At 59.1% G+C, this 19,941-nt stretch carries 17 protein-coding genes and 2 pseudogenes; 12 read left to right on the top strand and 7 right to left on the bottom strand.

Annotated features, from left to right (window positions below):
- Window positions 1–112 precede the first annotated feature (112 nt).
- The 7 genes from QLG10_RS20805 to QLG10_RS20775 form a co-directional block, all read right to left on the bottom strand.
- Window positions 113–775: a flavin reductase family protein gene (locus tag QLG10_RS20805; protein WP_188264922.1), complete on the bottom strand. Its 663-nt coding sequence runs from the start codon at window positions 773–775 to the stop codon at window positions 113–115.
- Window positions 776–787: 12 nt separating this feature from the next.
- A complete protein-coding gene (locus QLG10_RS20800; protein WP_282487942.1) occupies window positions 788–2,275 on the bottom strand; it encodes an amidohydrolase family protein in 1,488 nt (495 codons plus the stop codon).
- On the bottom strand, window positions 2,272–3,468 hold the full coding sequence (locus tag QLG10_RS20795; RefSeq protein ID WP_282487941.1) for an amidohydrolase family protein: 1,197 nt from the start codon (window positions 3,466–3,468) through the stop codon (window positions 2,272–2,274). The genes QLG10_RS20800 and QLG10_RS20795 overlap by 4 nt, the downstream gene beginning before the upstream one ends.
- Window positions 3,469–3,621: 153 nt before the next feature.
- On the bottom strand, window positions 3,622–4,674 hold the full coding sequence (locus tag QLG10_RS20790) for an extracellular solute-binding protein (RefSeq protein WP_248678217.1): 1,053 nt from the start codon (window positions 4,672–4,674) through the stop codon (window positions 3,622–3,624).
- A 17-nt stretch (window positions 4,675–4,691) separates the two neighbouring features.
- Window positions 4,692–5,480, bottom strand: coding sequence for an ABC transporter permease (locus tag QLG10_RS20785; protein WP_020795454.1), 789 nt, complete (start codon window positions 5,478–5,480; stop codon window positions 4,692–4,694).
- Window positions 5,477–6,394: an ABC transporter permease gene (locus tag QLG10_RS20780; RefSeq protein ID WP_110753305.1), complete on the bottom strand. Its 918-nt coding sequence runs from the start codon at window positions 6,392–6,394 to the stop codon at window positions 5,477–5,479. Before QLG10_RS20780 ends, QLG10_RS20785 begins: the two co-directional genes overlap by 4 nt.
- A gap of 1 nt (window position 6,395) precedes the next feature.
- Complete coding sequence (locus QLG10_RS20775) at window positions 6,396–7,478, bottom strand: ABC transporter ATP-binding protein (protein ID WP_033040923.1); 1,083 nt, start codon at window positions 7,476–7,478, stop codon at window positions 6,396–6,398.
- A gap of 140 nt (window positions 7,479–7,618) precedes the next feature.
- Between QLG10_RS20775 and QLG10_RS20770 the strand changes: the two genes are divergently transcribed.
- The 12 genes and pseudogenes from QLG10_RS20770 to QLG10_RS20715 form a co-directional block, all read left to right on the top strand.
- The gene (locus tag QLG10_RS20770) at window positions 7,619–8,308 is read left to right on the top strand and encodes a GntR family transcriptional regulator (protein WP_020795451.1); all 690 of its coding nucleotides are present in this window, start codon (window positions 7,619–7,621) and stop codon (window positions 8,306–8,308) included.
- A gap of 283 nt (window positions 8,309–8,591) precedes the next feature.
- Window positions 8,592–10,988, top strand: coding sequence for a type VI secretion system Vgr family protein (gene vgrG / locus QLG10_RS20765; RefSeq protein WP_282487939.1), 2,397 nt, complete (start codon window positions 8,592–8,594; stop codon window positions 10,986–10,988).
- A 16-nt stretch (window positions 10,989–11,004) separates the two neighbouring features.
- Window positions 11,005–11,775: a DUF4123 domain-containing protein gene (locus tag QLG10_RS20760; protein WP_110753303.1), complete on the top strand. Its 771-nt coding sequence runs from the start codon at window positions 11,005–11,007 to the stop codon at window positions 11,773–11,775.
- A 47-nt stretch (window positions 11,776–11,822) separates the two neighbouring features.
- Window positions 11,823–12,248 (top strand): YceK/YidQ family lipoprotein, encoded by a 426-nt coding sequence (locus tag QLG10_RS20755; protein ID WP_282487937.1) that lies wholly within the window; start codon window positions 11,823–11,825, stop codon window positions 12,246–12,248.
- Window positions 12,249–12,302: 54 nt separating this feature from the next.
- Window positions 12,303–12,858 (top strand): annotated as a pseudogene (locus tag QLG10_RS20750) (DUF3304 domain-containing protein).
- Window positions 12,859–13,180: 322 nt separating this feature from the next.
- Window positions 13,181–13,702 (top strand): DUF3304 domain-containing protein, encoded by a 522-nt coding sequence (locus QLG10_RS20745; protein WP_282487936.1) that lies wholly within the window; start codon window positions 13,181–13,183, stop codon window positions 13,700–13,702.
- Entirely contained in the window at window positions 13,690–14,400 is a 711-nt protein-coding gene (locus tag QLG10_RS20740; RefSeq protein WP_282487935.1) for a DUF2235 domain-containing protein, read from the top strand. Before QLG10_RS20745 ends, QLG10_RS20740 begins: the two co-directional genes overlap by 13 nt.
- Before the next feature lie 14 nt (window positions 14,401–14,414).
- Entirely contained in the window at window positions 14,415–14,933 is a 519-nt protein-coding gene (locus QLG10_RS20735) for a DUF3304 domain-containing protein (protein ID WP_282487934.1), read from the top strand.
- A complete protein-coding gene (locus QLG10_RS20730) occupies window positions 14,921–17,275 on the top strand; it encodes a DUF2235 domain-containing protein (RefSeq protein ID WP_282487933.1) in 2,355 nt (784 codons plus the stop codon). Before QLG10_RS20735 ends, QLG10_RS20730 begins: the two co-directional genes overlap by 13 nt.
- A complete protein-coding gene (locus QLG10_RS20725; protein WP_110753297.1) occupies window positions 17,275–17,538 on the top strand; it encodes a PAAR domain-containing protein in 264 nt (87 codons plus the stop codon). Before QLG10_RS20730 ends, QLG10_RS20725 begins: the two co-directional genes overlap by 1 nt.
- A gap of 140 nt (window positions 17,539–17,678) precedes the next feature.
- Window positions 17,679–18,671 (top strand): hypothetical protein, encoded by a 993-nt coding sequence (locus QLG10_RS20720; RefSeq protein ID WP_177411668.1) that lies wholly within the window; start codon window positions 17,679–17,681, stop codon window positions 18,669–18,671.
- Window positions 18,664–19,941, top strand: a pseudogene (locus QLG10_RS20715) (type VI secretion protein VasK); the annotation flags it as partial. The gene QLG10_RS20720 and the pseudogene QLG10_RS20715, both read left to right, overlap by 8 nt.

The raw sequence follows: 19,941 nt of genomic DNA, 5'->3' as shown, positions 1-19,941 counted from the left end.
AGGTTTTCTGAGACTTCTGCGGGAGCAGGGTTTGGGGCTGCTTCGCAGCCCAACGGGGATAAATCCCCTCGCCACAAAAAGCCCCACATTCACAGGAAATTGTGATGCCTTTTTATTTGGTCACCGGCCAAAACCGCTCGCCACCCCCCGGCGCATCCGTCCACGCCTGCAACGAGCGGGTCGGCAGGTCGAAATAATCCCGGGTACGCGCATACCCATGTCCACCCATCCGCCCGATCGCATCAAGCCCGAGTTGATCGATGTACAACGTCTTCGGGTCGATCAGCTCATCACGCACATGGGCCATCAGCACTTCACCAAAAATGATCTCCCGCGACTGACCGATGTTCAGCGCCATCATCCGCCGGCATTCCAGTGCCACCGGTGCCTCGCCGATGCGCGGGCATTTGACCGAGGTGCCAGGGATGGCGGTGAGGCCGGCGGCGGTCAGTTCGTCGAAACCGGGGGCGAAAGGTACGGCGCAGACGTTCATGGCCTCCACCAGGGCATCGCTGACGATGTTCACGGTGAACTCCTGGTTGAGCTGGATGTTGCGCGTGGTGTCCTTGGGGCTCTGGTCGCCGTAATTCTCCACGCCCAGCGCAAGGATCGGCGGATCGGCCGACAGCGCGTTGAAAAAGCTGAACGGCGCGGCGTTGACACGGCCTTCAGCGTCGACGGTGGTGACCAGGGCAATCGGGCGTGGCACCACGCTGCCGATCAGAATCTTGTACTTGTCCCGTGGACTCAGTTGGCTGAAGTCGAAGCTTTGCATGGGCAGAATTCTCTAAAGGAGTGGATCGATGGCGCACAGCGGCGCCTGTGCGCTGTAGTCGTCGGCGAACGGGATGGCCGGCTGGAACAGGGTCTTCCAGTCCGGTTGGCCGAAGGCCCGGTCGCTGTGGCTGCGCATCAGTTTTTCGAATTGCTGTTGGGCCTGGCGCTGCAGGGCGGGGTAGTCGACACCCAAAACCTGCCCGTCCTGCATCACGCAGCGGCCATCGATGTAGCTGGCGATGCAATCGTCACCGCGCCCGGCCAGGAGCAGGTTCTTCAGCGGGTCGAACAGCGGCCCCAAGTGCAGGCCGCGCAGGCTGAACACGCTGATGTCGGCCTTGGCCCCCGGCGCCAGGCGACCGATGTCGTCGCGGCCCAGGGCCTTGGCGCCGCCGAGGGTGGCGGCGTTGTACAGGTCCAGCGCGCTGGTGAGCGTATTGCCGCCCTCCATCAAGCGCGCGATGTTCAAGCCCTGGCGCATGTTGTCGAGCAAATCCGCCGGCCAGGTGTCGGTGCCCAAGGCGAAGTTGATGCCCTTGGCGCGATAGCGACCAAACGAATTCAGCGCCTCGCCATCGCGGGCAAACACCACCGGGCAATGCACCAGGCTGGCGCCACCATCGACCACGCGTTGCAGGTCGTCATCGCCGTGGGTGTAGATGCCGTGGGGCAACAGGCTGCGCGGGGTCAGCAGGCCCAGGTCCTGCAGCCAGCCCAACGGCGACACACCGCGAAGTTGCTCCACCATCGCCACTTCGCCGAGCCCCTGGCAGCAATGCAAGCGCATCGGCGCGTTGAGTTCCCGGCTCAGTGCAGCAGTGCGTTGCAGCAATGCTGGCGTGCACGTCTGGATGCGATCCGGCAGCAGAGCGCCGCGGATCAACCCTTTATGAGCACCGTCGAAGTCCTGGAAAAACCGCTCGGCCGTATCGAGCCCGGCCAGCCCCCGGGTTTCGTCCCAGTGATGGGCCAGCGAGCCGTCGGCCTGCCAGTAACTCATGCCGCTCATGTAGCAGGGGCCGAGGTAGGTGCGCAGTCCCAACTCGGCCGCCACGCCGGCCACCGCGGCAAACTCATCGTAGGTCTCGGCCCACTCGCGGTAGTACATCGAGGTAATCGGCATGGCAGTGGTGATGCCGTTGCGGATCAATTGGGTGAAGGCGTAGCGGTACTTGAAGACTTCTTCTTCGGGGCTGTAACTTTCCCGTGGGCCGCGCGTCAGATACTGCGCCGACCACATCCGGCCCATGTCGCGCTCGTCGCCGTTGTCCAGGGTCAGCACCGTGGAGTCGAGATCGCCCAGGGCATCCAGATCGATGAAGCCTGGACCGATCAGCGCGTTGCCGTAATCAATCCACTGATCCACCGGCCCGGGAAAATCACGCCCTACAAATAGGATACGCGAACCTTCGAACACCACTTCGCCGTTGCGCCACAGCACATGCTGCGCACCGTCGAAGCCGACCACACAGCTCGCTTTAAGGGCGATGCGTTTCACAGGCGACTTTCCAAAAGGCGCCCACCGGCGGCAATCAACTGCCCACCGCGATAGACCTCGCGCAGCGGCCGCGCCACCACGGCCTCGCCCAAGGTCTGCACGGGCAGCAACAGGAAGTTCGCCGGTTGGCCAATCTCCAGGCCAAAACCTTCGCAACCCAGCGCCCGGGCACCATTGACCGTTGCCGCCTCAAACGCCGCCGCCAGTTCTTCGTCCTTGTTCAGATCGAAACGAAACGCCAGCAACATCGCCCGCTCCAGCATGTCGCCGTTGCCCATGGGCGACCAGGCGTCGCGGATGCCGTCCGAACCCAGGCACACATTCACGCCAACCTCGCGCAAGGCCAGGAACGGCGGCACTGCGCAATCGGCCGGCGCCGAACTCATCAGCGAAATGCCCAGAGTTGCCAGGCGTTCGGCCACCGGTTTGACCTGGCTCCAAGGCAACATGCCCAGGCAATAGGCATGGCTGATCATCACCCGGCCTTGAAGCCCGAAGCGCTGGGTGTAGTCGGCGATCAGGGCGATCTGCCACAGGCCCAGCTCACCCTTGTCGTGCAGGTGAATGTCGACGCCACGGTCGAACTCGCTGGCCAGTTTGAACACAAAGTCGAGTTGCGCGATCGGGTCGTTGTCGATGCCGCAGGGGTCAAGACCGCCGACGTTCTCCACACCCAGGGCCATGGCTTCGCGCATCAGTTCGGCGGTGCCGGGGCGGCTGATCAGGCCGGTTTGCGGGAATACCACCAGTTGCAGGTCGATCAGGTCGCGGTATTGTTCCTGCAGTTGCTGCATGGCTTCGACATGGCGCAGGCCGAATTCCGGATCGATATCGACGTGGCAGCGCAGGGTCAGCGAGCCGCGGGCGATGCAGTTTTCCAGCAGGGCACCGGCGCGTTGCGCGATCGGTACGGTGACTTCGCGCAGGATGCGCCGCTCGTTGGCGATGTAGTCCTTGAGGGTGGGACCTGCGCTGTTCGGGCGCCAGGGCTGACCCCAGAGGGTTTTGTCCAGGTGCACGTGGCTTTCCACCAGGGCGGGGGTCAGCAGTTGGTTCTGGCCGTCGATGTCGGTGGTCGACAAGGCTTCGTTCGAAGCGGGACGGCGTTGGCTGAACCGGCCGTTCTCGATCAGCAAGTCTTCGGCGGGGGCGCCGTAGGGGCGCACGTTGCGCAGCCAGCGGGGTTGGGTCATTGCATACCTCAAATTCTGTGTTGTTTGGGCGGGCCTCTTCGCTGGCAAGCCAGCTCCTACAGGGTTCGTGTTGTTCGCGAATTCGCGTACGACGGTGTTCTTGTAGGAGCCGGCTTGCTGGCGATGGCCGCGACTCGGTCCGAAGCCAGACAATCAGCCCTTGAGCTTCGCCCAAATGCGGTCCTGCAGCTCACGCGCCTTGTTGCTGCATTCCTTCTCCGGGCGCAGGCGCGAGGCGAATTCGTCGGGCATGTTGATGGCGTCCATGACTCGCCACTTGGCGTCGATCAGCTTGTCGCTCTGGATGCCGTTGGCGTAGGCAATGGCGTTGGACACGGCGGCGGCGTTTTCCGGTTTCATCATCCAGTCGATGAAGATCTTCGCGTTGCCGGGGTGCGGTGCGCTTTTCGGCACGGCGAAGTTGTCCTGGAACATCGCCAGGCCTTCTTTCGGATACACGTACTTGATGGTGCTCTTCTGCAAGGTGGCCCGGGCGGTGGAGCCGTTCCAGTTCTGCATCATGATCACTTCACCGGAGGCCATGCGGTCGACGGTGTTGTCCGAGCTGTACATCTTCAGGAAGGGCTTCTGTTTCTGCAGCAGTTCGAGAATGCGCTTGGCGTCCTGCGGGTTTTCCGTGCATTCGTCGACGTTCAGGTAATGGCTGGCGGCATTGATCACGCTGCTGGAGGTGTCGAGGGCAGCCAGTTGCCCTTGCAGTTCCTTGCGTGGTTCGAAGAACTCTTTCCACGAATCGTCCAGCTTGCCGCCAGGCACCCGCGCGCTGTCATAGGAGAACCCGGTGCTGCCCCACAGGTACGGTGCCGAGAATTTGCGGCCAGGGTCGAAGCTTGGGTCGCGGAACGCCGGCTTGACGTACTGGAAGTTGGGCAGGGTCGAGGCGTCGATTTGCAGCAGCAGGTCCTGGTTGATCAAGGTGCGCATGATCGACTGCGACGGCACGATCACGTCATACGCCGCGCCACCGGCCTGCAATTTGGCCAGCAGGGTCTCGTTGCTGTCGTAGCCGTCCATGGTGACCTTGATCCCGGTCTCCTTTTCGAACTTGGCCAGCAGGTCGACCGGGTAGTAATCGGTCCAGTTGTAGAAGAACAGCTCCTTGGGCTCGGCGGCCTGGACGCTGAATGCGGTGAAGCAGCTCAGGGCCAGACTGGCAACGGCGAAACGCAGGCTTTTCACTTTCATGGACGAACACTCCAGGCTCATTGTTGTTTGCCGCGCTGTCCCAGCCAGAAGGCCAGCACCACCAGCACGATGGAAATCACCAGCATCAAGGTCGAGATCGCATTGATCTCCGGCGTTACGCCGGCCTTGATCGCGGAGAAGATGTACACCGGTAAGGTGGTCGAACCGGGCCCGGCGACGAAGAAGGTCATGATGAAATCGTCGAGGCTGACCACGAACGCCAGCACCGACCCGGACAGCACCGCCGGCCACAACAGCGGCAGCGTCACCCGGCGGAACACTTGCCACGGGTTGGCGTACAGGTCGTTCGCCGCTTCCAGCAGACTCTTGTCCAGGTCATTGAGCCGCGCGCGAATCGGCAGGTAGGCGAAGGGAATGCAGAAGCCGATGTGCGCGACGATCACTGTCAGCAACCCCAGCTTGATCCCCAGCGCCATGAACAGCAGCAGGGTGGCCACCGCGGTGACGATCTCCGGCAGGATCAGCGGCAGGTTGATCCCGCCTTCGACCATCTTCTGGCCGTAGAACGGCCGGTAGGTCGCCAGCGCCGCGAGCAAGGCAATCGCCGTGGCACAGACCGTGGCGATGCCGGCGACGATGATCGAGTTCAGCGCGGCGGTCTGGATCGACGGGTTGGCCAATATCCGCCCGTACCAGGCGAACGAGAACTCGGTCCACACCGTCGCCGAGCGGTTGGCGTTGAAGCTGTAGGCGATCAACACGAAGATCGGCAGGTACAGGTAGGCCAGGATCAGCAGGCTGACTTCCCGGGTCATTGGCAGTTTTTTCAGGTGCAGGGCGATCATGCGGTGGCTCCCCGACGAAGAGTTTTGGCGGCGCTGCGGCTATAGAGGGCGTACAGCACCAACGACAGCAGCAGAATCCCCAGCAGCAGGAACGACAGCGAACTGCCCAGGGGCCAGTTGCGCGCGGTGCCGAACTGTTGCTGGATCAGGTTGCCGATCATCAGGGTCTTGCCGCCGCCGAGAATCGCCGGGGTGATAAAGGCCCCCAGGCTCGGCACGAACACCAGCAGGGAACCGGCAATCACTCCTGGCATCGACAGCGGCAGGATGATCCGCCGCAGTGCGTGCCAGCGATTGGCACCCAGGTCATAAGCGGCCTCCACCAAACGCCAGTCGAGTTTTTCCAGGGTCGAGTAAATCGGCAGGATCATGAACGGCAGGAAGCTGTAGACCAGCCCGACGCTGACCGCGAAGTCGTTGTAGAGCAGGGTGATGCCGCCGGCACTGGGGAACAGTGCGTTGAGGCTCTGGGCGACCCAGCCCTGTTCGCGCAGGATGATCAACCAGGCGTAGTTGCGGATCAGCAGGTTGGTCCAGAACGGGATGGTGATCAGCAACACCATCAGGTTGCGCCGACGCGGGGTCAGGCTCGACATCCACAGCGCCACTGGAAAGCCGAACAGGAAACACAACACCGTGGTGCCACCGGCCTGGAACACCGAGCGCAACAGCGCCTGGGCGTAGACCCAGTTGAGCTCCAGCTCGCCATCGAAACCTTCCTGGAAAAACAGCTGCACGTAGCTTTGCAATTGCCAGTCGGCCTGCCAGTCGACGCCGCCATAGACGTTGCGCGGTAGCAGGCTGATGTAGCCCATGATGCCCAACGGAATGGCGATCAGGGCCAGCAGGGTCAGGACCACCGGGCTGAGCAACAGCGCGCGGTTGAGGGCTGGGGAAGTGCTGCTGACGCTCATCTCAGGCCTCCATCAACAGGCAGGCGTGGGGGGGCAGGTTGACCGCCACCCGATCACCGACGCCACGGTTGCGATTGAGGCCCTCGTTGTTCTCGCGCAGCATGACCTTGATGTCGTTGTTCAAACGGCACTGGTACAAGGTCGCGGTGCCGACGTACAGCACGGCTTCGATCACGCCGCGCAGGTGGTGCGGTTGCGCCGGGTCGACCAGTTGTGAACGTTCCGGGCGGAATGCCAGTTGCACCTTGCCATCGATGCCTTGAGGCAGGCAGGGGATTTCCACCGGCATGCCATTGGGCACGAACAGGTTTTCATTGTGCTGGCCGCGCTTGAGGTGGCCGGGCAGGAAGTTGATATCGCCAATGAACTGCGCGACGAACTGATGCTGCGGCCGTTCGTAAATGTCATTGGGCGTGCCGACCTGCAGGATCTTGCCAGCGGACATCACCGCAATGCGATCGGACAGGGTCAGGGCTTCTTCCTGATCGTGGGTGACGAAAATGAAGGTAATCCCGGCTTCCTTCTGCACTCGCTTGAGTTCGACCTGCATTTCCTTGCGCAGCTTGAGGTCCAGCGCCGACAGCGGCTCGTCCAGCAACAGCACTTTCGGTTTCGGCGCCAGGGCCCGTGCCAGAGCCACCCGTTGCTGCTGGCCGCCGGACAATTCGGCGGGTTTGCGCTTGGCCAGGTGCTGCATTTGCACCAGCGCCAGCATTTCATCGACCCGCTGCGCGATCAGCGTGCGATCAAGACCCTGCATCTCGAGGCCGAAGGCGATATTCTGCGCAACACTCATGTGCGGAAACAGCGCGTAACTCTGGAACACCGTGTTGACCCGGCGCTTGAACGGCGGCAGTTCGTTGACCGGTTCACCGGCGAGGCGAATCTCACCCTCGCTCACATGCTCGAAGCCGGCGATGGTGCGCAGTAAAGTGGTCTTGCCACAGCCGGAAGGGCCGAGCAGTGTGAAGAACTCGTTATCGGCAATGTCGACTGAAACGTTGTCCAGAGCGGGTGCCAGCCCTGGATCGTCGGAATACCGCTTGGAGACATTACGCACTTCGATTGCAACTGGATGACCCATAATGGTGCATTCCTCTAATTATTGTATGCAAAATCTGGATGCAATTTAGAAATACCCGGATTAACCTGCTCGTGCAACCCCCTTTTTCAAGGCTGTTGATTCGCCTGGGGCCGGTCGCACAGCACTGAAGGAGTCTTCGAATGGCGGAAAAGAAACTGGAAACCACGGTGGACCGCGTCTACCAAGGGGTTTACGAGGCGATCAGCAAACGCTCGCTGCGTCCCGGCATGAAGCTGGGCGAGGCTTCGTTGGCCGAACTTTTCAATGTCAGCCGCACGTCAGTTCGTGCCGCGCTCAAGCAATTGGAAGCCGATGGACTGGTCACCACCGAGCCCAATAAAGGTGCGTCGGTGTCGCTGCCGAGCGACGAAGAGATCCGTTCGTTGTTCGAAACCCGGCGCCTGGTCGAGATCGGCATCGTCAGTGAATTGTGTCGCCGGCGCGATACGGCGGTGACCCGGGATTTGCGCGATCACTTGCTGCTCGAGGATGAAGCGCATCGCAACGGTGACCACGAACGGTTGATCCACCTGCTCGGCGAGTTCCACATCAAGCTGGCCCGCAGCCTGAACAACCCGGTGTTGCTCGACTGGTTCCAGAAGCTGATCTCCCGGGCCTCCCTGTACGCCGCCGCGCTCGATGACGACAGCCACGAAGCCTGCCGCGACGACGAGCACCTGCGTTTGATCGAGTACATCGAGGCGGGCAACCAGAGCGCGGCGATCGAGCTGACGTGCATCCATTTGAATGGCATCGAGAAGGCGATTCTGGATGTGGCGGCGACCTTGAAAAGTAGCTACAACCCGCTCAAGCATTTGATTGAGGTGTAACCATCCGGTCTGAATCTGAAGAAGCAATCTGTGAGGGCGGGCTTGCCCGCGATGAGGGCCTGACAATCAGCTACGCTGCTATCGCGGGGATGGCGGCGGCAGAGAAGCCTGGCGCCTAGAGCGGGAAAACTCCTACATATCAATTACACCAATCAAAGACGCGTCCTACGCACAAAAAGGAAACGTCTTATTTTCAGCACGTGTCAGCTTCCCTAAAGCTGTCGAGCACTTGAACGAGGGATGGAAATGAAGCCTCCCCGTATGCTCTCAGGGAGGTCTGTACATGAGCACCGCACCAACCGTTTTCTTCAACCACAGCCGCCATAAACTCTGGGTCCGCAACCTCGAGACCCGCCTCGATGTCCTTGCCTTCCGCGGCGAAGAACGCCTCAGCCAACCCTTCACCTACGAGATAGAGTTCACCAGCGCCGAGCTCGATCTCGAAGCCGAACAGCTGCTGGGCAAGGACGCCTCTTTCAGCTTGCACGCCGCGCCATCGAACGTCGCGCCGATGCCCTGGAAAGTGCCCGAGGTCAAACCGTTGCGCACGCTGCACGGCGTGATCACCGGCCTCAAGCGCCTGTCCGCCTCCCGTGACGAAGCCCGCTACGAACTCACCCTGCAACCGCGTTTGGCCTTGCTTGAACGCGGCCGGCAATACCGCATCTACCAGGATAAGTCAGTACCGGAAATCGTCGAAAGCATCCTGCGCAGCCGTCACGACCTCCGAGGCCAGGACTTCCTGTTCCGCCTGGCGCGTGAATACCCCCGGCGCGAACAGGTGATGCAGTACGGCGAAAGCGACCTGGCCTTCATCAGCCGCCTGCTGGCCGAAGTGGGCATCTGGTACCGCGTCACCAGCGACCAACGCCTGCACATCGACGTCGTGGAGTTCTGCGACGGCCAGCGCGGCTACCAGTTCGACGTCGAGCTGCCGCGCTTCCCGCCCGCCGGGCTCAGCAGCGATGCGGACCGCGTGTGGGACCTGCAAACCCATCACCAGGTGATGGAAAAACACGTCAACGTCCGCGCCTATCACCCCCTGGACGCCAGGGCCCACCTCGACGCCGACGTCGACCAGACCCGCGGGGCGAAAATCACCTACGGCGAGGCCTACCACTACGCCGAGCCCTACCGCGTACTCGGCGGCGCCTACGATCTGCACGAAGACCTGGCAACCGAAAGCGGCTACTTCTACGCACGTCTGCGCCACGAGCGCTACCTCAACGACCAGACCCGCCTGAGCGGCATCAGCAGCAGCGCCACCCTCGCACCGGGCCAGGTGCTGACCATCACTGGCGGCGGAGCACCGCAGGCCTTTACCCCGCGGTGCGCGATCATCGCCGTGCGTACCCGTGCCGCCCGCGATGCCAGCTTCGAGTGCCGCTTTGAAGCCATGCCCTATTCGGAAACCCTGTGCTTTCGCCCGCCAGTGCTGCCCAAACCACAAATCGCCGGCACCGTCCCGGCCCGGGTCACCAGCGGCGAAGCCCACGACAAATACGCAGAAATCGATCTGCGAGGTCGCTACAAGGTCAACTTCCTGTTCGACCGCGACGCCTGGAAGCTCGGCGAAGAAAGCATGTGGCTGCGCCAGGCGCGCGCTTACGCCGGCGACACCCACGGCCTGCACCTGCCGCTGATCTGCGGCACCGAAGTGGCCATCGCCTTCGAACAGGGCGACCCGGACCGTCCCTACATCGCCCACGCCCTGCACGACAGCGAACACCCGGACCACGTGACCCTGCGCAGGCGCGACCACACCCGCAACGTGCTGCGTACACCGGCGAACAACAAGCTGCGCATGGAAGACCTGCGCGGGGAGGAGCACGTCAAGCTCAGCACCGAGTATGGCGGCAAGAGCCAACTGAACCTAGGGCATTTGGTGGATGCCACGAAGAAAAAACGCGGGGAAGGGTTTGAGCTAAGGACGGATGATTGGGGGGCGCTGCGCGCGGGCAAAGGGTTATTCATCAGCGCCGATGAACAGCCCAAGGCTGCTGACGATGTACTCGCCATGGCGCCGGTCAGCCGCCAGATCGAAAGCGCCCGCCAACAAATGGCCCAGTGGCAGGACATTGCCCAGGCCCATAACAGTCGACCACCCGCCATCGACGGTCTGCAGCAACTACAAACGGACGCCAAAGACCTGTCCGCCCCAGCCATCCTCTTGAGCGCCCCCGACGGCATCGGCGCAGTCACACCGGCCAGTCTGCTGCTCAACAGTGGCGACGGGATGTACCTGCAAAGCCGTGACGACATCAACCTCGCCGCCGACCAGCGCCTGTCGGCACACGCCAAAAAAGGCATCTCACTGCTCGCCCAACGCGAGGGCATGCGCCTGGTCTCCGGCGAAGGCCCACTGGAAATCGAATCCCACGGCGATCTGATGAACTTGATTGCCCAGCGGGATATCACCGTGCAGTCGGTGCAGGGACGTCTGAAGTTGTTGGCCGAAAAAGGCATCACGATCGGCAGCGGCAACGCGGCGATCCACCTCGACCCGGAGGACGGAATCCTTTTCGACAGTCACGCCAAGATTCGTTCCAGGGGGCAACACATCTGGGAGGGGCCTGGTGGCCAGCGTTTTCCGTTGGCGGTGTTGCCCAAGTCGGTATGCGCGGAGTGCCTGAAAAAGGCTCAAGCAAAGGCCATTGGTTTGCTGACGCGCCAAGGTTGATGGAGGAAAGACAAAGATGAAAACGCCAACCCAATGGCTGGAGCAGATCGAGCAGGTGTGCGCCAGAGTCGAAGTACAGGAAGTTGATCTTTTGCTTGATCAGGCCGGCTGGAGCAAATGCGCCGTTCCCGGACTGCAACAACTGAGCCCCAAGGCGCCATGGTTCTCATTGTTCACGGGCATGCCGGAGGAAAAGCTGCTGGAGCAGGCTCCACTGTTGATGCGCCTGGACCTGACCATCTGGCAACACAGGGCCTGGCTGGAAGAGCTGATCGAACACGGCGCGTTCGAGGCTCGGCTAATGGTACTGGTCTCGTCCATGCCGTTTGGAGAACTGAGTCATGCGTTGCAAGCTCTGCTTCAAATGCAGTGGGGCGAGCGGGCCGGCTTGTTGCGCTTCTACGATCCGCGAATCTTTCCCGTGCTGATGAATTCCATCCTCACCAGTGAACAGCGCGCTGAGTTCCTGCGAGTTGCCTGCTTCTTCGGCTGGCTTGATCGCGACAACCAGTTGCAATGGTTGCCGGGCACCCGCTTGAGGGACCAGAGCGCCGTCAAAGTCAGTCCCTTTGTAAGTCTCAGTAATGAGCAATGCGCAGGGATCATGAGCATCGGCGCCGCTCAGGAACTGCTCAATGGCGGCGAGTTTGATCATTTGGATGGCGATCAGGAACAGCGTTTTAACCTGCTGTACTCATTGATGGTGCAAGCCAAACAGCAAAGCTTTGTTGGTGATCTGAGCGACTATGTTCGGCGGAACTTACCCATTTCGAATGTGCAGCTTTGAGAGCTGTTTAATACTCGTGGCGAGATAAACGAGCGAAGGAGGCGCGCATGCTGAAGCGCATGATGCTTATAGCGTTGTTGACTTTTTTGTTTGCTACTGTTGGCTGCGGGACTTTGATTGAACGAGATGCGTCGTCGCAGAAAAGCCATGGCTCGAATTATTACTATCCAGCCATTCAATATGATTGGGCAATGCTCACGCTAGAAGGTCGTGGAGGCTACGACTATACGCCTGTACTTTGTTATTTGAGCATTGCCTGCCCCTTCATTATTGTTCTCGGCATGCCGGTGGATTTTCTTGTCGATACCGTGTTGTTACACAGCGATCATAAAAGAAAACTCATCGCTGACAGGGAGTTCAAAGGCTACCTTCTGAATAAATATTGTCAGGCCGATAGTGGGCTTCCTGATAAGGAGAAGATCGAGTTCTATAATCTCGATGTAAATTCCTGTCCAACCAAAGTTGTGCTCTAGGCAAATGGAGATAGCAGGCCCTGCATGTGAAATATTTTTGAGCAGGGTTTTCCCATGCAGCCTGAAATAAAAAAGGGAGTGAACGTCGATGGAGAAAATATTAAAAAAACCAGAGTGCGCTGGTTGTTGGGCTTGTTTGGATTGGCGTTAGGAGGATGTTCCACGGCTGACAATGAAATGGCAGGAGGTAATTTAAAGGCGGTTAATCATACCCTACATGCGATTAATTGGTTTTCGGTTAACGGTTACAGATCTCATGGTGGCGGTGGAAGTTCATGTTGCATTGTTATGCCAACCAAATGGCGCCGAGGGTTGAAGGCGAATATTGAATGGGAAGTCGATCCTGAGTCTTATGCAAAGATACAAAGAAAAACTACTGGCTACGGGTTCGATGAAAGTGCGTGGGCTGCACATGAAGCGAAATTTCAGCGCTACAGCACCATCGTAGAAATTCCAGAATGGTCGGGAACGGACTCGTGTGGTTTGAGTGTGCATTTTTTTAACGTGCAATCAAATAAAAGCTACGACTTCGTGTTGGGGGTATGGATCACCCAATAACCCAATTAAAGAACCTAAGCAGATGAAGGAACCCGCTGTATGTCCGAAGTAAAAAGCAATTCACACGCCAAAGTATGGGCGCCGCCGATTTTTCCGATGGGGGGCCGTTTGCCAGGAGATGTTGTAACGGTGACTGCCAATTACAAAAAGCAAGCCGCCGAGGAACATTGTCACCAGCAGGGCGTTAATTCCAAAGGACAGTCCCAGGGGGGTGAGTGCTGCCACAGTCTGTCTGCACATAAGTCTGTTCTTCGATGGCGCTAACAATGACGTGTTCAACGATACGAATAAGAATTACCCGAGAGGCTATATGGGAAAGCTCCCCGGGGGATTTTTCCCATGCGGCCTGAAATGAAATAAGGGAGTGATGGGCGATGGAGATAATTATGGATAAAACCAAGGTGCGGCGGCTGTTGGGTTTATTTGGATTGGTGTTAGTTGGATGCTCCACGGCGGACAACGATATGGTTGGAGGGAATATACAGGCAGTTAACCATACGTTGAATAATATTAATTGGCTCTCGGTTAATGGCTACAGAGCCGACGGTGGAGGGGGGCGCTCTTGTTGCATTGTTATGCCGATTAAATGGCGCCCTGGGTTGAAGGCGAATATTGAATGGGAGGTTGATACTGATCCTTATGCTTATTCTAAATGGCCGCCGTTAGGAACCGATGGTTATAGAGCTGCTCAAGCCAAACATAAGATCAACTATCAACATTACAGCGCCGTCGTGGATATTCCAGAATGGCCTGAAAAGAAGCGGTGTGGGTTGAGCGTTCACTTTTTAGTCTGCAATCAAGTCAAGGTTACCAGCTCCTGCTCGTCTTTTAATTCGCCAAACTACCCAATTAAAGAACCTCTGGATATGAAGGAGCCAGCCGTATGTCCGAAGTAAAAATCAATTCAAGCGCAAAAGTCTGGGCTCCGCCGGTTTTTCCGGTGGCGGGGCGTCTTCCTGGTGATGTTGTGACGGTGACTGCCAATTACAAAAGGCAAACCGCCGAGGAACGTTGCCATCAGCAAGGTGTGAATGCCAAAGGACAGTCCCAAGGGTTCGAGTGCTGCCACAGCTTACACATCAGTTTGTTCTTCGATGGCACTACCAACAACGAGTTCAATGACACGAAGAAGAACCACCCGAGCAATATAGCCAAACTCTACCATGCATCGCTAAGAGGCAAGAAAGCGGAGGATGAGGGTTATTTCTCTTACTACATGCCCGGTGTCGGCACGGCGTTTCCGGAAATTGGTGAACTCGATTACAGCGCAAACGGGCTACGTTTCGCGACGGGAGGTGAAGATCGGATCAACTGGGCGTTGGTACAGGTAGCCAGTGCACTGTCATGCGCCCTAACTCCGAACGGCATTGATGACGCAGTCGCCAAAAATATTCGAAAACATGAGCACCTGGAAGGCACCGTTGATGAGCGTCCTGGGGGGAAGGCGAAGTGTTGTACTCCGGTGCGCATTCCGATGTCGAAGGTGGTTGTCCGCAGAATTACCGAGACATGGCCGACATATTTTTTTTCGCTCGTCAGGCTGCATGGAAAAGAGACCGTGTGGGCTTTTCCCATGCGGACTGAAATGAAGTAAGGGAGTGATGGGCGATGAAGATAATTATGGATAAAACCAAGGTGCGGCGGCTGTTGGGTTTATTTGGATTGGTGTTAGTTGGATGCTCCACGGCGGACAACGATATGGTTGGAGGGAATATACAGGCAGTTAACCATACGTTGAATAATATTAATTGGCTCTCGGTTAATGGCTACAGAGCCGACGGTGGAGGGGGGCGCTCTTGTTGCATTGTCATGCCGATTAAATGGCGCCCTGGTTTGAAGGCGCATGTTGAATGGGAAGTTGATGTTGATCAATATGCTTACTCGAAATGGCCATCTGATCCAGAGGGGTATCAAGCGGCTCAGTTGCAGCATAAAGCTAAATACCAGCACTATAGTACCATAGTAGATATTCCTGAGTGGCCAGAAACTAATCGGTGCGGGTTGAGTGTGCATTTTTTAGTCTGCAATCAAGTCAAAGTAACCAGTTCCTGCTCGTCTTATTATTCGCCAAATTACCCAATTAAAGAACCATTGGATATGAAGGAGCCAGTCGTATGTCCGAAGTGAAAAGCAATTCAAACGCCAAAGTCTGGGCACCGCCGGTTTTTCCGGTGGCGGGGCGTCTTCCTGGTGATGTTGTGACGGTGACGGCCAATTACAAAAGGCAAACCGCCGAGGAACGTTGCCATCAGCAAGGCGTGAATGCCAAAGGACAGTCCCAAGGGTTCGAGTGCTGCCACAGCTTACACATCAGTTTGTTCTTCGATGGCACTAACAACAACGAGTTCAATGACACGAAGAAGAACCACCCGAGCAATATAGCCAAACTCTACCATGCATCGCTAAGAGGCAAGAAAGCGGAGGATGAGGGTTATTTCTCTTACTACATGCCCGGTGTCGGCACGGCGTTTCCGGAAATCGGTGAACTCGATTACAGCGCAAACGGGCTCCGTTTCGCGACGGGAGGTGAAGATCGGATCAACTGGGCGTTGATACAGGTGGCCAGTGCACTGTCGATTGCTCTAACTCCGAACGGCATTGATGACGCCGTCGCCAAAAAACATGTCGAAAACATGAGCACCTGGAACGCACCCATGATGAGCGTCCTGGGTGAAGGCAAGCGCCGGCGAATCATGAAGGGGGTGTTGGATCCTTTGGAGAAATGCAAAGAAAAGTCCAGGCGACCCAAGGTGCTGGGAATCAAGCTGTACATATACGGCTTCTCGCGCGGTGCCGCAGAAGCCCGCACCTTCGTGACTTGGCTGAGCCAGTTGTTCGACACCCCGACCGGGGCCCAGCTTCCTGAGCAACGTCTGATCGGCTTGCCGGTCAGCATCGAATTTCTCGGTGTGCTAGATACCGTCGCCTCGGTCGGCATCGCCCATGCGGCGCCTTTTTTTGCGGGGCACATGGACTGGGCCGATGACAGTCAGTTGTTACCTGACGCCGCGAAATTTCCGAACTTCGTCAAATGCTGCCGGCACTTCGTCGCGGCGTTCGAACAGCGCTCGTGTTTTCCGCTGGACTCGATCCGCAACGAGGACGGTCAGTATCCACTCAACACCTATGAAGTGGTTTATCCCGGTGTGCATTCCGATGTCGGTGGTGGTTATCCGCAGAATGATCAGGGTAAGGCTCGCGGGGGCACCAATGAACTGGTATCACAAATCGTCCTGCACGATATGTATGCCGAAGCCTTCGCTGCGGGCGCGCCGTTGCAGGTGCCGGAGACGGTGCTGCCGAAAGGACTCCAGCCAGAGAAATTGTGGCGTGGCATGTCTGAATCAACATTCACTGAATTCAAAGTCCACCCAACGGTAGTCGAACGCTTCAACGCCTGGCGCCACACCCTCCCAGGCATCACCACCGGCACCCCCACCCACACAAAACCCTGGGAGTACAAACCACAGCAACTCAGCATCACCGTGGAAGAAACCCTGGCTGATCAACTGGGCTGGATCACCGGTTGGCGCATCGGTCGGTACGCCGATGACCCGTTGCAGAATAACGACAGCTACAAACACCAGCCGTTCTTCATCCAGGCCAATGAAGTCACTGTGTTCGACACCAGTGATCAACGCGAGGCCTATGAAAAACAGAAAAAAATCATTTTGGCCAATCGGCTGAAAACGCCCGCGGCGGCGACGAACCACCCCGGCCCGCCCATCTATGAACCGCAGATCGACAAGACCCAGCTCAGCCAGGCGGCGGCGGAGTTCAAGCGCGACTACAAGGGCTTCGACCGCCAGCAGACCAGTGCGGTCGGCACGATCACCGATGTGCTGTTGCGCGACGCCATCTATCTGCTCAACGAAAACGATGAGTTGCAAGACCACGCTGCGATCAAGGCGGCAGGTGAACGGCGCACCAAACAATTGTTCAGCGATGCCCGGGGCACGCCCAGCAAGGACCCGCGCATGGCGCTGGTGGTCGCGTTGTTCGATGACCAGATACACGACTCACGCGCCTGGTTCATGCATGATGCGTTGGGTTCGCGTGAGATATGGGCGGGCTACTTCTTCTATCGCATGACGTATTTCGGCAATGACAACAGCCGGGACCTGTCACCGGTGGTAGTGGCCGGGCGAATACTGGGCGTTGCGATGCTGGCCGGCGCAACGGTGTACGGCATTAAGCGGGGTGGGGCGTTGGGCGGGGTTGGTGGGGTGGTCGCGGGCATCGGTGGCGCCACCATCGGCTATCAAGTGATCGACAAGGCGCGCGGTGTGGCGCTGCCGTTCCTGCCGGAGGCCGCGCAGCTGCTGAAACCGACAGCGCATATCGGCCAGGTGGCGGCTGAGCTGAAGCAGCAGATTGCCCAGGAAGACTATGCGCAACGCATCGACCGCACCGCCGCCTTTCTGCGCGAGACCGGCAGTCTGTTCGAACTCACCGGGGAGGTCGTCTGATGTTGCCTCTGGTACGCATGGGGGACTCGATGAGCCCTTTCGGTGGTGAAGTGCTTGAAGGTCACTACGAGGCATTCGGCCAGCCGGTTGCCTGCGTGGGGGATCAGGCCCGCTGCGATTTGCACGGCCTGACGCACATCGCAGAGGGTACCTCGGTGGCGATCATGGACGGCAGGCTCGTGGCCCTGCACGGGTATGAGTGTGATTGCGGTTGCACCCTGGTCAGCTCGCTTGCGGCTTCGTTCATGGTCGTGGCGCCATGAATCGCGCGCCGCAGTACCCGGATCTTGTCGAACCGCGTGAACCGCATTGGCGCCGTTGGTGGCTGGTTTTGCCGTTGCTCTGGGGGTTGCAGTCGGCGGTTTTGTTGTCGTTATGGCCAGAGGAGCAGCCAAGGGGAGAACTGTGGATGTGGAGTGCAGTCATGCCTTTTTGCTGGGTGTTGGCCCTAGCGCTGCGCGTGTTGGGGTGGCAAATCTGCCTGTTTAACCGCGATGTGTATCGACGCACGGTGGAGGCTGCGGTGCAGCGTTGGTGGGGGCGTCGCCGCTTGGGTTTGCCGGTGGAACACGTGCTGCTCCTGGGGCCCGTGGGCGATGAGCAAATACATTACAACGGCTTGATGGCCGGTGTTCCCGCCCCCAAGCCATCGAAGCCCGACGGCGCTACACAGCGCATGTTGCGCTGCCCGGTGTCGCTGGGTTCGTCCAGTGAGCGTGCGCCAGCATTGGCCCGGCGCCTGGCCAGGATGACGCTTGAACTCCCCGAGTTGAAACAACGCTGGCCGTGGTTGCGCGGGATCGCCTGGATCGGGGATGAGGCCAGTCAAAGTGCGTATCTAACGGCAGTGGCCAAGGGCGACGTGGCGTTGCCCGAAGCGCGCATGCCTTTGGATGACCTGGCCGATCTGGACACGCTCATTGATGCGTTTCACCACGACTGTCGCGATGAGGCGGATTGGTTGCTTTGCGCCGGGGTGGTCTCGGTGCCGAGCGCTGGCGAGCCGGATCTTCCCGGTGAAGCTGGATTTCTCTGGCTGGTGAGCCACCAGGGTCGGCAGTTATTGCACAGGGGCGAGTACTTGTTGAGTGAGCTCGACGAGTCGCCCGCTCAGCTCTGTGTCCAGATCCAGCGCTATGCCGGGTTGGACGCAGCACCGCCCGATTGCCTGGCGCTGGATAAAACCAGCCAGGGCACTTTCCTGAAAGGTGGCTGGCAGTCTGGCGAACATCAATTGTCCGGGTACTGGGGCGTGTTGGCGCAATTGGCGCCTTTCATCGGCATGTCCCTGGCGTTGTTGCAGGCAAAGGAGGCCGGACAACCTTGTGGTTGGCTGAGTCAGGACGGAAACGATCGATTGGCTATTGGAATGGCGGTGCCTCATGGCAATGAATAAGCAAGCGAGCGAAGGCTCTCTGATGAAGGTGGGATTGGGCTATCTGCTGGTCGTGACGGTCGTGGTGGTGTTCGGTTGTCTGCTGTACGACTTGACCCACGAGTACATCGGCTGGCCAAGGCTGCCCCTCAAATCGTTGGCGCTGTGGGGGGGTGGAAGCTGGTTTGCCTTGTGCTGGTTCTGCCCGGTGATATTGCTCGCCTGGGATCGATTGGCGGTGGCTCGGGCGATGCGCGTGACGGGCGCGGCTGTTGATGCGCCGATTTCGCCATTCAGCAAAGAGCCCGTTCCGGACGACGATTCATGGGTCGCTAAGTTAAAGGAACACCTGCACGAAAATCACGGTTTCCTTTGGCGCCGCAAAATCCGCCTGCTGCTGGTCGTCGGCGAACCCGATCAAATCGCCGCCATCGCCCCCAACCTGAAAGATAAAAAATGGCTTGCCGGCCACGACACCGTTCTGCTCTGGGGCGGCAGCACCCAAACCAAATTCGCTGATGGCCGCTTCAGCTCGTGGCAAGGCCTGAGCCGCTGGCGCGGTCTCGACGGCGTGATCTGGGCCTTGAACAAAGAGCAGAGCATGGACGCCAGCGCGATGGACGCCGGTGTGCGTCACCTGCAAGACCTGGCGCGCCAATTGCGCTGGCAGTTGCCGCTGCACCTGTGGCAGGTCTGCGACAGTGGATGGGAACAGAACAAGCGCCAGACCCAGGCCATCGGTTGTTGGCTACCGTCACAGGTGACGCCGCTGGCCTTGGAAAGCGGGCTGGAGAGCCTGGTGCAACCCCTGCGCGACGGTGGTTGGGTGCAGATACGGGGCGCGATGAACCATGATTTCCTGCTGCGTCTGTCCCGCGATTTGCAGGCCGAGGGCATTGCCCGTTGGCGGCAAGCTCTGGCGCCGTTGTTCCGGGTGTTCGACCGTGGCGTGCCGTTGCGCGGGTTGTGGTTCAGCCTGCCGGTGCAGGGTGGTCAAGAAACTAAAGAAAATACGGATAACCTTTGGCACGCCACACCGCCCTGGGATGGCGTGCTCGATGACAAAAGGGTTCGCCCTGAGCGCCTCGGCTGGCCCGCCACCCGCATCGCACAAACCCTGATGCTCTCCCTGACTCTGGCCTGGGGCGCCGGCCTGCTGCTGTCCTTCGTCAGCAACCGCGTACACATTGCCCAGGTGCAAACAACCCTGGCGACCCTGCAACACTCAGCCACCCGCGACGAACAATTCCTCGCCCTCAACGAACTGAGCCGCGAGCTCGGCCGCCTGGAT

The organism is Pseudomonas sp. V98_8, assembly GCF_029967975.1.
GTDB classification, from domain to species: Bacteria; Pseudomonadota; Gammaproteobacteria; order Pseudomonadales; family Pseudomonadaceae; genus Aquipseudomonas; species Aquipseudomonas umsongensis.
This window is presented reverse-complemented; position numbering and strand designations above follow the sequence as displayed.